The 12,899-nt window shown below is 51.9% G+C and carries 10 protein-coding genes and 1 riboswitch; of the genes, 6 read left to right on the top strand and 4 right to left on the bottom strand.

Features of this window, described 5'->3' with window-relative positions; all coding sequences use genetic code 11:
- Window positions 1-103 precede the first annotated feature (103 nt).
- On the top strand, window positions 104-1,237 hold the full coding sequence (locus ABH897_RS21925; protein ID WP_283653312.1) for a virulence factor: 1,134 nt from the start codon (window positions 104-106) through the stop codon (window positions 1,235-1,237).
- A 122-nt stretch (window positions 1,238-1,359) separates the two neighbouring features.
- Window positions 1,360-1,561, top strand: a riboswitch (Lysine riboswitch).
- A gap of 134 nt (window positions 1,562-1,695) precedes the next feature.
- Window positions 1,696-3,162 (top strand): amino acid permease, encoded by a 1,467-nt coding sequence (locus tag ABH897_RS21920; protein ID WP_149095171.1) that lies wholly within the window; start codon window positions 1,696-1,698, stop codon window positions 3,160-3,162.
- A 122-nt stretch (window positions 3,163-3,284) separates the two neighbouring features.
- Here the strand turns inward: ABH897_RS21920 and ABH897_RS21915 are convergent, their stop codons facing one another.
- On the bottom strand, window positions 3,285-4,625 hold the full coding sequence (locus ABH897_RS21915) for an MFS transporter (protein ID WP_283653314.1): 1,341 nt from the start codon (window positions 4,623-4,625) through the stop codon (window positions 3,285-3,287).
- Between the two features lie 52 nt (window positions 4,626-4,677).
- Window positions 4,678-5,805, bottom strand: a complete 1,128-nt coding sequence (locus ABH897_RS21910) for a transglutaminase domain-containing protein (RefSeq protein WP_283653315.1) — start codon at window positions 5,803-5,805, stop codon at window positions 4,678-4,680.
- Between the two features lie 281 nt (window positions 5,806-6,086).
- Between ABH897_RS21910 and ABH897_RS21905 the strand changes: the two genes are divergently transcribed.
- The 3 genes from ABH897_RS21905 to ABH897_RS21895 are packed head-to-tail and all read left to right on the top strand — an operon-like array spanning window position 6,087 to window position 8,545.
- The gene (locus tag ABH897_RS21905) at window positions 6,087-6,332 is read left to right on the top strand and encodes a FeoA family protein (protein ID WP_044644606.1); all 246 of its coding nucleotides are present in this window, start codon (window positions 6,087-6,089) and stop codon (window positions 6,330-6,332) included.
- Entirely contained in the window at window positions 6,323-8,332 is a 2,010-nt protein-coding gene (gene feoB, locus ABH897_RS21900) for a ferrous iron transport protein B (protein WP_404520784.1), read from the top strand. The genes ABH897_RS21905 and feoB overlap by 10 nt, the downstream gene beginning before the upstream one ends.
- Window positions 8,333-8,368: 36 nt before the next feature.
- Complete coding sequence (locus ABH897_RS21895) at window positions 8,369-8,545, top strand: FeoB-associated Cys-rich membrane protein (protein ID WP_082067089.1); 177 nt, start codon at window positions 8,369-8,371, stop codon at window positions 8,543-8,545.
- A gap of 87 nt (window positions 8,546-8,632) precedes the next feature.
- On the opposite strand, the gene xylB is transcribed toward ABH897_RS21895, so the two are convergent.
- Together xylB and xylA are read right to left on the bottom strand one after the other, a co-directional pair.
- Window positions 8,633-10,156, bottom strand: coding sequence for a xylulokinase (gene xylB / locus ABH897_RS21890; RefSeq protein WP_283653317.1), 1,524 nt, complete (start codon window positions 10,154-10,156; stop codon window positions 8,633-8,635).
- Window positions 10,157-10,213: 57 nt separating this feature from the next.
- A complete protein-coding gene (xylA, locus tag ABH897_RS21885) occupies window positions 10,214-11,530 on the bottom strand; it encodes a xylose isomerase (RefSeq protein ID WP_283653318.1) in 1,317 nt (438 codons plus the stop codon).
- 159 nt (window positions 11,531-11,689) lie between these two features.
- On the opposite strand from xylA, the gene ABH897_RS21880 reads away from it, so the two are divergent.
- Complete coding sequence (locus ABH897_RS21880; RefSeq protein WP_283653319.1) at window positions 11,690-12,862, top strand: ROK family transcriptional regulator; 1,173 nt, start codon at window positions 11,690-11,692, stop codon at window positions 12,860-12,862.
- Window positions 12,863-12,899 lie beyond the last annotated feature (37 nt).

Here is a 12,899-nt window from a genome sequence, read left to right as displayed (position 1 = left end):
TCATCAAAATGACGAACTCCCTCTTTGGAGACGTTCATAGAATGAGGTACAATACAGATAAGCTATATATGGAGAACTTTTGAATAGGAGGCTATACCGAGCTATGAAAATAACATCTATCGAGCCAACTCCCAGTCCGAACACCATGATGCTGCATCTGGATGAGCGGCTGGAAGCGGGCATTCGCAGAACATATACACGGGATAATGAACGCTCCGCTCCCCCATTTATCCGGCGTATGCTAGGCATTGAAGGAGTCAAAAGCGTGTTTCATACGACGGATTTTGTAGCCCTTGACCGCAAAGGGAACGCAGATTGGTCTACCATTCTGGGTCAGGTTCGGGACCAGCTAGGCGAGGAAGGCGCAGACGCCAATTGGGACTTGCCGGAGGAAACCTCAGGGGAAGCGTTTGGTGAGGCACAGGTATTTGTGCAATTTTTCCGGGGCATTCCGATGCAAATCCGGGTCAAGGCGGGCCAGCAGGAGGAACGGATTTCCTTGTCCGACCGTTTCGTGCAGGCTGTAACCCGGGTAGCCAGCGCGACGCTGATCAAGGAGCGCAAGCTGAGCGATTACGGCGTCCGCTACGGAGATCTGCCGGATATCGCACGCGAGGTGGAGCAGGAGCTGGAGGCGGCCTTCCCGCAGGAGCGGCTGGAGCAGATTATCCAGCAGGCGATTGCCCACGGCGCGGACAACAGCGAATTCGTGGAGGAACGTCGCGAATGGAGCGATGCTGAGCTGGAGCAGGCCCTGGCGCACGAGGATTGGCGTACCCGCTACGCCGCGCTGGATCGGTTGGAGCCGACGCCTGAGCATTTGCCGCTCATCCGCCAAGCGCTGCATGACGACAAAATGCAGCTACGGCGGCTGGGGGTCGTCTATCTGGGCGATCTGCGCACACCGGAGGCGATGGAGCTGCTGTTCGAGGCGCTACGCGATCCTTCAGCGGCCGTACGCCGTACGGCGGGCGATACGCTGTCGGATATCGGCGACCCGGCGGCTACCGAAGCTATGATCGGAGCCTTGTCAGATAACAGCAAGCTGGTTCGCTGGCGGGCTGCCCGCTTTTTGTACGAGGTCGGCACCGAGGACGCGCGTGACGCGCTGGAGAAGGCTGTAGATGACCCCGAATTCGAGGTCAGTCTACAGGCCAAAATGGCGCTGGAGCGCATTGAGTCAGGCGAGCAAGCCGCAGGTACGGTTTGGCAGCAGATGGCCAAGCGTAACTCTTGATTTATGATTTTACGACTGGACCTTCAAAAAATTGTCGATTGTCAGAAGATGTACAGGTACGATATACTTTAGTTTGCTATACAATAACATATCATGTCATACACCTCATCAACCCTGTTTTATGATGAGGTAGAGGTCGCGGATGTAATCAGTACACCGGAGGAGACGCCAAGAGCCGTCTGTGATTCCTGTGGAAAGGTACACCCGCCGAAGTATGCGGAGCCGACTCTTTGTAATACTCCGAATGCTGGGGCTGCTGACCGAAAGGAGCAGAACTGTCACGCGATGTCCTGACACAGACACGTGTGTTGAGCTATCTTGTTATAGAAGAAGGTATGGTGCGGAATGCATAGACAAGACCGCAGGCGTATTCCCTGCGGTCTTTTGACGTTTGTAATCCCCCTCCTTCAGGCTCTTGCCCTGACATGAAATACTATTTCATGAAGGAGTGTTTGAACGTGCAACACAAAGCAACACCTGCCGCAACCTTGCGGAAAAGTCTCAAAGCCCGACATATGACGATGATCGCCCTTGGGGGCTCCATCGGAACAGGCCTGTTCCTTGCCAGTGGAGGCGCGGTTGCAGAAGCCGGACCCGGAGGTGCCCTGCTGGCTTATGCAGCGGTCGGCCTCATGGTTTACTTCCTGATGACCAGCCTCGGTGAGCTGGCTACGTTTATGCCTGAATCCGGCTCTTTTAATACCTATGCAGGCCGCTTCGTCGATCCGGCTTTTGGTTTCGCCATGGGCTGGAACTTCTGGTACAACTGGGCCGTGACGATTGCCGCAGAGTTGGCAGCGGCGACCGTGCTGATCAAATACTGGTTTCCCGAAAGTCACTCCGCTTGGTGGAGTTTGTTATTTCTGGCCGTGATCTTCGCGTTGAACGCGCTGACAGTCAAAGGCTACGGTGAATCCGAATACTGGTTCGCCATGATTAAAATTGTGACCGTGGTTATCTTTCTCGCCGTGGGTGTGCTGATGATCTTCGGCATTATGGGAGGTCCAGCCATTGGCTTCGCTAACTTCACTGTGGGCGATGCCCCGTTCCACGGCGGATTTTTCGCCGTATTGGGCGTATTCATGGCCGCAGGCTTTTCCTTTCAGGGAACCGAGCTGATCGGGGTAGCCGCCGGAGAGAGCGAAAACCCGCGTGAAAATGTGCCTCGCGCCATCCGTCAAATCTTTTGGCGCATCCTGTTCTTTTATATTCTGGCGATTCTCGTCATTGGATTGATTATTCCGTACACCAATCCGAATTTGCTGCGGGGAGATATCAGTGACATCGGGGTCAGCCCGTTCACACTGGTATTTGAAAAAGCGGGGCTTGCGATTGCCGCCTCCGTTATGAACGCCGTTATTTTGACTTCCGTATTGTCGGCAGGTAATTCCGGGATGTACGCGGCAACACGTGTATTGTACGCTTTGGCACGGGAAGGCAAAGCCCCCCGTTTCCTCGGACATATCAATCGGCGCGGCATTCCCATGAATGCACTGCTGATCACGACCGCTGTCGGTATGCTGGCCTTCCTCGCCTCCCTGTATGGGGACGGTGTGGTGTACAACTGGCTGCTAAATGCTTCCGGGATGTGCGGATTTATTACATGGGTCGGTATTGCGGTCAGCCATTATCGTTTCCGCCGTGCCTTTACAGCACAGGGTCGCAGTCTGAGTGAGCTTCCGTACAAAGCCCGCTGGTTCCCGTTTGGTCCCTTATTTGCCTTCGCACTATGTATCATCGTGATTATCGGGCAAGGTGCCGATGCCTTTACCGGGCAAGCCATTGACTGGAAAACGATGATCGCTACGTACATGAGTGTGCCGCTATTCCTTCTTCTGTGGCTCGGCTACAAATGGATCAAGCGTACCAAAATCGTTCCACTAAACGAGTGTGATTTGGACCCGGATGCGTCTTCCGGTAAATAAACAATAGTAAAAAAGCCCGTCTCCGGGCATATACAGGTGGAAATGCGGATGAACGGTCCTATGGATCAGATCAGGTTCATCAGCATCTTCTCCCTGATATGTGGAGATGGGCTTTTTTTCTGTTATTCGGAAGAAGAAGCAATCGGAGCTGTCAAAGACATAGACAAGGCACGACGGCTAAAGATGCCATAAATCACAGCAATCAGCGTCAGCAGTGCAGAAAACAAGTACAAATTAACGATGCCCAGATGATCTGCAATCCAGCCCATCAGCAATAGCGAGATGCAAAACGTCATGCTCGTCAGCGTAGCCTGTGCGGATAGCACCTTGGGTAAATCGTGCACAGATACACTCATTTGCATCATCGTACGGCGGGATACGACGGACATTTCCGCAGGCAATCCCATCAACAGTACGATCAGCAGCGTCAGCGGCGGTAATGTGTTAAGCGCATACCAAGCCGTTAACAGTCCATAGCAAGCCATCCCCACCAGCATCGCGGGCAGCAGTCTGCGCTGTAAATACTTGACACTAGCGAGAACAATGATCCCGCCGCCAATCGCGCCTGCAAAATACGCCGCATTAATGTATCCCCACCATGCCTCGCTTTTGTGCAACACCTGCTGAGCGAAGGCAAGCGTGAATGCTCCTACCCAAACCGAACCACCCAGCAGGTCGATCATATCCATAAAAATAAGAGCTTTGAGCCTTCGGCTGGCTCCGATAAGACTCCACCCTTCGCGCAATATTTCCTTTTTGCGCTTGGGAGGTAACGCCGGGCTCTCCGACTCCGGGCCATACAGTGTATCTTCCAACTGTGCGGGCGATGTTGAAGCCAAAACGTCTCCGCTTCGCACCCGAGTTCCGGGTTGCAGTAAATAATGGGCTTTGCCCTCTAGCGGATCACGGATCAAGCTGGTAAAGATCAGGGCCACCGTATACAGCCCGCAAGCGACCAGCAGTGTTTTTTCCGAGCCCATCACGGCGACGAGCACACCGCTAAGCCCCCATCCGGCCAATTGCACTGTCTGATCGCTGACCGATACGAGACTGTTCGCACGCATCAACCCTTCCCCGGACGCAAGGCGCGGAATCAGCGCATTACGTGCAGGTGTGGTCCAACCGTCCAGAAAGGACATCGCTGCTACCAGTGTAAACACAAGCACCCATACCGGGTTTGTGCCCGCTGACCACAAATGCCCCAACAGGAGAGCGAAGAAAGCCAGTTGGCCAAATTGGGAAACGAACAGAATAAATGGAAGCTGGAATCGGGCCAATATCAGCGGTGCTAAAAAGCCGCTAATCATCTGTGCGCCCATTCGCAACAACGGAACGAGAACCGAGGAAAAGATCGAATCCGTTTCATGAAACACCAGAGAAACCAGCGCCATGATATAAAGAATATCGGCCGCATTCGACATCGTCTGCGTGCCGAGCAGATAAGTAAAAGAACGCTTATGCATATGAATAAAATACTCCCTTATGAATGTAGCTTTTTCTATTGCAGCAAAATGATCAGGTCCATTTCAGAGTTACACGGAGATTTCCGGTGCTGCCTAAATCCGTGATCTGATAGGAGATGGTTTTTAACCCGAGCTGATACAACGATTGTAAATCTTCTTTGAGACTTCGCTCTGTCCCCTGATAGCCAAAGGTAAGCGTGGCCCCTCCCTTATTAATCTCTTTGCGAACCTGCTCCTTGATTTCGGAGGATGATTTAACCAGACCCTTGCCGTCTTGCAGCGGATATTCCAGGTTATTGTACAGCTTTTGATACACAGCAGCCTTGGGTCCTCCCGCAGCTATCAACCCCGACAATGTCTGTCGATACGATGTGTTCGCCTGAGGATACTGTTTAACCCAGGAGTGATCCCTGCGCATTTCCGAATCAGTCAATTGATAATACGAAGTGCTTACCTCGTTGCCACGATCCGGGGTCGGATCATCCCATGTCGTATCCATGTGATACCAATGTCCATCCAGCAAAACAAGATTCCATGCATGCAGCTGGCCTCCTGCTCTTCCCTCTACAATCCGGTTGGTAATCCCAGAGCGTTCCAGCATTTTGTAGGCCAGCAAGGAATAGCCCTGACACACCGTGCTTCCGGTTTTCAGGCCATCGTATGCCGTGTACTTTTGCTGCGTTTCATCATATTTCAAACGAACCACGATCCAGTCATGAATGGCCTTCACCTTCTCATGATCCGTCATCCCCTTCGTAATGATGTCCCCCAGCACAGCTTTAACCGTGCTATCTACATATGCGGTCTGCTCCTTCGTCTCCCGGTAACTCAGACGGATCGTAACCTCAGCGGACGTGGTTGTGCCTGTATAGCTGAATGCGTAGCTTTTGATCGTATAATTCACATACGGGTCGCTCTCCATCGCCTGTTTGATGGCTGTCTGTAACTGCTGCTTAAGACCGTTCACCCGCCCTTGATATGTAAAGGTCAGCGTTTCACTCCGCGTAGCCATTGCCTGTAAAAGCTTATTTTGAAGCTGCTGTGACGATACGGACGGAGCCGGCTTGACCGACGCAGCATATACATTGTTCCCCCACTCCACAGCATGCGGCAGCAACACAGCCAGCGCTGCACCTGCCACCAGGCATTTTATAAGCCTAACCCCGATTTTTCTGTTCATACAGAGCGTTCCTGCCCTTCTTAGCATAATTGTAAACAGCTCTATCTTACCATAAAAACAGCTAACCCAAGCGCTCTAGTTTTGTCGGTTACAGGCGGGCGAGAATCTGGATAAAGACAGGTTTTGACACTACGCTTATCTCCCCGATTGAATAGGCAACAGACAGGCCATACCGTTCACAGAGAGTTTTATCACAGCAGCTTGGCACTCCTTATGATAAGGTACTGGCATCGGAAATCATTGATATTGATTCTCATTCTACATTAGAAAGGCTGAGCACCATGCCAGAATGTATCTCGCTCCTTCGTACTCCACCGGGTCAACCCGTGCGGCTGCAATCTCTTGCCTCTCTTCACCCCTCATTGCGTCGACGCTTAACGGACATGGGCATTGACGAAGGCTCCATTATACGGTTAAAAAAAATCAGTCTGTTGGGCGGCCCTATTGTTATTGAATGCAACGGTCAACTGGTCGGCCTCCGTCAAAATCAGGTAAAACAACTGGAGGTCGTTCCTTCATGGACATGATCGCTCTATTCGGTAATCCCAACACGGGGAAAACCTCATTATTCAACAAGCTGACTCGTACGTATGCAGAGGTAGGGAACTGGTCCGGGGTTACGGTGGAAAAGAAAACAGGTCTGCTGCGCGACAAGTCTGCCGTTTTGGTGGATTTGCCAGGTGCCTATTCCTTGCTTCCACTTTCGCTGGATGAAGGTATCGCTACCCGTTATTTGCTGGAAGAACCGCCTGCGGCTTTGATTAACATCGTGGATGCCTCCCAGCTCCAGCGTAATCTGTACCTGACTGTACAACTGCTGGAATATGGCCGTCCGCTCGTACTTGGCTTAAATATGACCGACGTAGCCGATGCCACGGGCCTTCTAGTGAACAAGGAATTGCTGGCTGATCAATTGAACGTTCCCATCATTCCCATGGTGGCACGCACGGGCAGTGGCAGTAAGCAAATGCTCGCATCACTTCGAGAGGTACGACATTCGCCAAATTCCTTCCAGTTGGATTACGGCCCTGCCGTCGAAGCCGCTATAGCAGATATTTGCAGCTTGCTGACGAATACATCTGTGCCAAACCCTCGGTGGGCAGCTCTACAGTGTCTGGAAAACAATCCTGTCGTTATGGAATGGATGACGAATGAGGTACAGCATGAAAAAATAACGGATCGCATCCAGCGTTGCGAGAAAGAACTTCTCCGTGAAGGCTATTCGGCTACTCCCGCTCAGCATATCCGTTCTATACGTACAGCGTGGATCGCTGATCTGTGTACAAAGGCGCTCGACACGTCCAAACTCAAGCCGCACAGTCTGACAGACAAGCTGGACGCACTGCTAACCCATCGGTATCTGGGGATTCCGATCTTTTTGCTGCTGATGTACGCTACCTTCAAGTTCACCTTCGATTGGGCGGGTACTGTTCTTTCAGATATGCTGGACGGATTTTTTTCAGGGACACTAAGCAGTTGGATTTCTGAATTGCTCGTTCACTTGAACGCGTCCGCTTTTACGCAAAGTCTAGTCGTGGACGGCATCGTGGCGGGAGTCGGGGGCGTGCTCGTTTTTCTGCCTCAGATCGCTATTTTGTTCCTTATTATTTCGCTGATTGAAGACTCCGGGTATATGGCACGGGTCACGATATTAATGGACCGTCTCATGCAAGCTGTCGGCTTGAACGGGAAAAGCTTCATTCCCTTTATTATCGGCTTTGGCTGTAATGTTCCAGCCATTATGGCGGCACGTACGATTGAACAGCCCAGAGAACGCCTCATTACGACGTTGCTGGTACCCTTCATGTCCTGCTCCGCCCGCCTGCCAGTCTATGCGTTGTTTGCGGGCGTATTTTTCCCAACACACGCAGCAAGCATCATCATGCTGATGTACGTGCTAGGAATCGTCGTGTCGCTTGTACTTGCGAAGGTTTTCTCCAAGGTATCCTTTTTGTCGGGTGAGCCTTCCCTCTTCATCGTGGAGCTTCCCCCTTATCGTGTGCCGCAAGCTCTTACACTGTTTCGCAGCACGTGGGAAAAGGTTAAGGGCTTCGTCCGCAAAGCTGGAACGATTATTCTCGCAGGGTCCGTCGGTATTTGGCTTTTGTCCAATTTCGGCCCCCAAGGGTTCGGTGCAGAAATGAATGACAGCCTGCTTGCCACTGTTGGAGGATGGTTCGCCCCCATACTGGCCCCTCTCGGCTTCGGTACCTGGCAAGCAGGCGCATCCCTGCTCACAGGCTTTATGGCCAAGGAGGTTGTGGTATCGACGATGAATATCATTTACCACGTTCCGGACATGCAGGGACTAGAAATGCAAGTAAGGCATGCCTTTACGCCGTTAGCCTCTTTTAGCTTCATGGTGTTCATTCTGTTGTATGTGCCATGTCTGGCCACGGTAGCGGTCATTCGTAAAGAAACCCTTTCGTGGCGCTGGACCGGATTTTCCGTGATCTATCCTTTGACCGTTGCATATATTATTGCCGTTGTGATCTATCAGTGTGGCAGATTATTAGGTTGGGGTTAAGTTAGAGCCCTATGAAAATAGAAGGAAGTGGATTCCATGATCAATATCATCATTTTACTGGTGATTCTCGGTTATAGCGCGTGGGTGTTCGTACGCTTTTTGCGAAAAAGCCGTCAAGGTGCTTGTGCCGGATGCTCATCGAGCAAATCATGTCCGGGCTGTGCCACGAGTGCTGTGAAGGAAGACCAAGCGAACATCAACAGAAATATCTAATCCAAGCTTAGCATCCCCATGAAAAAAGCGTCTGCGGGTTTATCCTGACCCGAAGACGCTTTTCCTTTACTCTCAAACTCACAATATTTAGCGGTATTCCGCCAACCGTTCATTTAGCTCCCGCGTGTGCAGGTAGACTTCACGATACAGCTCATACAGGCCTTCATATTGAACCACACGTTCCGGGTCTGGCGAGTATCTGGCTGCTTCACGGAGAAAAGATTCCGCGCACGCTTGCAACGATTCAAACCAGCCGCTTCCGTAAGCGGCCAGCATCGCCGCCCCCAAGGCAGGCCCTTGCTCGCTTTCCAGCTTGATGATATCCGCGTTAAAAATATCTGCCTGCATTTGCAGCCACGCTTCATTACGCGCACCGCCGCCGATGGAAATGATCTCATTCACCGCTTTGCCCGTTCCTCTGAGAATATCAATGGATTCCTTGAGCGAGAATGTAATTCCCTCCAGCACCGCCCGTGTAAAATGTGCGAGCTTATGCCCCGCATCCATCCCGATAAAGCTGCCTCGAATGGTTGCATCAGGATGAGGGGTACGTTCGCCGACAATATAAGGCGTAAACAGCAGCCCGCGGCTACCCGGCTCAATCGAGTCCACACCTTCCAACAGTGCATCAAAGGAATGCTCCGGTGCAAAGGTATCCTTAAACCACGTCAGGCTGTACCCGGCCGCGAGCGTAACGCCCATAATATAATAAGCATCCTGCTCACTATGATTAAAAAAATGCGCCCGACCCTGCACATCAATATCCTTGCGCTCCTCATAGGAAAGCACAACGCCTGAGGTGCCAATGCTGCACAAGGTGCGGCCTTCGCTCAAAATACCAGCGCCAATCGCACCACATGCGTTGTCCGCGCCACCTGCATACACCTTCGTTGCAGGCGAAAGTCCGGTCTGCTCCGCAATCTCCGGCAGCAGCGTGCCTGTCTGATCGAACGATTCCACCAACGGTGGGAACAGAGTCAACGGCAGTTCGAAAGCAGCAGCAATCTCTTGGCTCCACTGCTTTTTGGACACATCCAGCAGCAGCGTGCCCGCCGCATCCGAATACTCCGTTGCCAGTTCTCCCGTCAGGCGATACCGCACATAATCCTTCGGCAGCATAAAATGGGCTGCACCAGCCAGCACGTCCGGCTCATGCTCCTGCACCCACAGCAGCTTGGGCAGCGTAAAGCCTTCCAGCGCCCGGTTACGCGCGATACTTAGCAGATCCGGTCCGAGCTGTTCTTCAATGCGGCGGCACTGCGCCGTTGTACGTGTATCGTTCCACAGGATGGCTGGACGAAGCACTTGGCCGTCCTTGTCGGTCAGCACAAGCCCGTGCATCTGTCCCGAAAAGCTAATGCCGTCCACAGCATCTGCCTCGCCGATTCCAGCCTTTTCCACGAGCTGCTTCAGTGCTGTTAACGTACCGCTGACCCAATCCTCGGGATGCTGCTCGCTATACCCTGCCTTCGGTTGATGGAGTGGATAAGACTGGGAGGTTTCAAAAGCCACCTGTCCCTTGCGGTTGACCAGCACCGTTTTGACCGCGCTGGTACCCAAGTCCACGCCGATGACGTAGCGCTCTTGCTCCTGTTTCTGCTTTTCCTGCATCGAAATTCCTCCTTTCCTGTTACCATATAGACGCTGTCTCATGTATAGGTTCTGGCATTAATCCGCTAAAATGTATTGATTTAATGTCGCTTTCAGATACTCCTGACGACCGGATACGTTTTTGCGTGGTGCTTCGTTCGCCAGTGCATATTCAGCCAAAGAAGCAAGCGTTGCTTTACCGGATACGATGTCTGCTCCAATACCTTCTTTAAAGCTGCTATAGCGCTTGTCGATAAAGTCCTCGAACACGCGGTCCTCGATCAGTTTGGCAGCTACCTTCAGGCCTTTCGCATACGTATCCATACCTGCGATGTGTGCGAGGAACAAGTCTTCTGGCTCAAACGATGCTCTGCGCACCTTGGCATCAAAGTTGATACCGCCGCGACCCAAGCCGTCATTTTGCAGCACTTCATACATGGTCAGGGTTGCATCATACAGATCAACCGGGAATTCGTCCGTATCCCAGCCCAGCAGCAAATCTCCCTGATTTGCATCCAGTGACCCCAGCATGCCGTTAATCCGTGCTACACGCACTTCATGATCAAAAGTATGACCCGCCAAAGTTGCATGGTTAGCCTCCAGATTGAGCTTGAAATGCTGATCCAGATCATATTTTTGCAGGAAAGCAATCGTCGTTGCCGCATCAAAATCATACTGGTGCTTGGTTGGCTCCTTCGGCTTCGGCTCGATCAGGAACTGGGCATCAAAGCCGATCTCCCGCGCATAGTCTACGGCCAGATGGAACATCCGTCCCAAATTGTCCTGCTCCAGCTTCAAATCTGTATTCAGCAGCGTATCGTAGCCTTCACGGCCTCCCCAGAACACATAGTTGTCCGCGCCCAGACGTTTGCCCACTTCCAACCCTTTTTTAATCTGGGCTGCAGCGTGAGCGTATACATCTGCATTGCTGGTCGTTGCCGCTCCGTGCAAATAACGAGGATGACTGAACATATTCGCCGTGTTCCACAGCAGCTTTTTACCCGTTGCCTTCATATGATCTTCGATCAAATCCACGATGGTATCCAGGTTGCTGTAAAATTCCTTGAGCGACGCGCCTTCCGGAGCAATATCAACATCATGGAAAGCAAAATAAGGCAGGTTCAGCTTATCCAGCAGTTCAAAAGCAGCTTCCACACGGGCCTTCGCCAAATCCAGCCCGGTAAACTTGGACCACGGACGCTCCGCCGTCTCTACCCCAAATGGATCGGAGCCACCTGCAACAAGTGTATGCCAATAGGCCATGCTAAAACGCAAATGCTCTTCCATTGTTTTCCCAGCCACAATTTCCTGAGGATTATAAAATTTGAACGCAAAAGGATTATTGGATTGCTTGCCCTCAAAATTAATTTTAGATACCTGCTCGAAATAAGCCATTAATAAGTTCCTCCTTTGTGGTAACCGTTATAGCAATCTTTATAGTAAACGTTTACAAAAAAGATTCTAGCACAGCCAAAAGACTTTGTCTATTGCTTAAACTAAGTTTGTTTTTATGATATACTATTGGGAATTACACCAACAGGAAGTGAAAAAATCATGAATGTCACTGGCGATCAGGCGCTTGTCAAAAAGCTGAATAAATCCATTGTGCTGGAGCGTATTCGCCTCCATGCCCCCCTATCCCGAGCACAATTATCCAGTCAAACCGGGTTAAATAAGGCTACCGTCTCCAACCTGGTGGCGGAGTTGATCACCGACGGGCTTGTATATGAAACGGGATTAGGTGAATCCAGTGGCGGTCGCAAGCCTTTAATGCTGCTGTTTAACAGTCGTGCGGGCTTTGTTCTCGGCATCGAGGTCAGCGTGCAGTATATCAAGGGTGCTCTGACCGATTTGGCAGGAACCATTGAAACAGAGCTTACCTTCCCCCTTGCGCAGCATGATCCTGCTTTTGTTATGGAGCAGATTCAAAAGCTGGTTCAGGGACTGATGCAGACAGCCCCTCAATCCCCTCACGGTATCGTCGGTATTGGGCTAGGGGTGCCGGGTATGGTGGATGAATCGGGAACTGTTTTGTTCGCGCCCAATCTGGGCTGGGAAGAGGTTCCGTTGCGGCATCAGCTTGAGGAAGAGCTTGGCCTTCCCGTGGTGGTGGATAACGAGGCCAACGTCGGCGCACAGGGCGAGCTGTACTATGGTATGGACGGTGAGCATCGGCAACTGGTGCGGGATCTGGTCTACATCAGTGCAGGGTCCGGGATTGGGGCCGGGATTATCATTGACGGCAAGCCGTATCAAGGAGCCTGGGGGTACGCCGGAGAGACGGGTCATATGTCCATTGATTGGAACGGGCGGCTCTGCTCCTGCGGTAGCCGGGGCTGCTGGGAACTATATGCTTCGGAGAAGGCGTATGCGGCATCCACTTTCAAGCTGCCCGCACACAGTACAGCGGAATTACTGCCGTTTGCCCTGCAAGGTGACACGAATACGTTAAGCGTCTTTCGTGATATCGGGCGATATTTGGGCGTGGGCATTACCAACATTGTGAACAGCCTCAACCCCGGAATGCTTATCATCGGCGGTCCACTGGCGGAAGCCAGAACATGGCTGGAACAGAGTATGCGTGAGGTGATTGATGAACGTGCCTTGCCCTATCACCGACGGCAGCTGCAAATCCGTTTTTCCACGCTTGGCAGCCGTTCGACCATGCTGGGTGCAGCCTACGCGGCGACTGCTCCTTTTCTCGGGCGTGTAAGGGTATCTTTGTAATGAGAACCAGCTCTACGTATCAACCTTTATGCATATT

The sequence above is a fragment of the Paenibacillus sp. RC73 genome (genome assembly GCF_044908085.1).
In the GTDB taxonomy this organism is placed as follows: Bacteria; Bacillota; Bacilli; order Paenibacillales; family Paenibacillaceae; genus Paenibacillus; species Paenibacillus terrae_A.
This window is presented reverse-complemented; position numbering and strand designations above follow the sequence as displayed.

Excerpts from the sequence above, each read along its gene's own strand:
- ABH897_RS21925 (WP_283653312.1), top strand. The coding sequence starts at position 104 with ATGAAAATAACATCTATCGAGCCAACTCCCAGTCCGAACACCATGATG.
- ABH897_RS21915 (WP_283653314.1), bottom strand. The coding sequence starts at position 4,625 with ATGCATAAGCGTTCTTTTACTTATCTGCTCGGCACGCAGACGATGTCG.
- ABH897_RS21910 (WP_283653315.1), bottom strand. The coding sequence starts at position 5,805 with ATGAACAGAAAAATCGGGGTTAGGCTTATAAAATGCCTGGTGGCAGGT.
- ABH897_RS21905 (WP_044644606.1), top strand. The coding sequence starts at position 6,087 with ATGCCAGAATGTATCTCGCTCCTTCGTACTCCACCGGGTCAACCCGTG.
- feoB (WP_404520784.1), top strand. The coding sequence starts at position 6,323 with ATGGACATGATCGCTCTATTCGGTAATCCCAACACGGGGAAAACCTCA.
- ABH897_RS21895 (WP_082067089.1), top strand. The coding sequence starts at position 8,369 with ATGATCAATATCATCATTTTACTGGTGATTCTCGGTTATAGCGCGTGG.
- xylB (WP_283653317.1), bottom strand. The coding sequence starts at position 10,156 with ATGCAGGAAAAGCAGAAACAGGAGCAAGAGCGCTACGTCATCGGCGTG.
- xylA (WP_283653318.1), bottom strand. The coding sequence starts at position 11,530 with ATGGCTTATTTCGAGCAGGTATCTAAAATTAATTTTGAGGGCAAGCAA.
- ABH897_RS21880 (WP_283653319.1), top strand. The coding sequence starts at position 11,690 with ATGAATGTCACTGGCGATCAGGCGCTTGTCAAAAAGCTGAATAAATCC.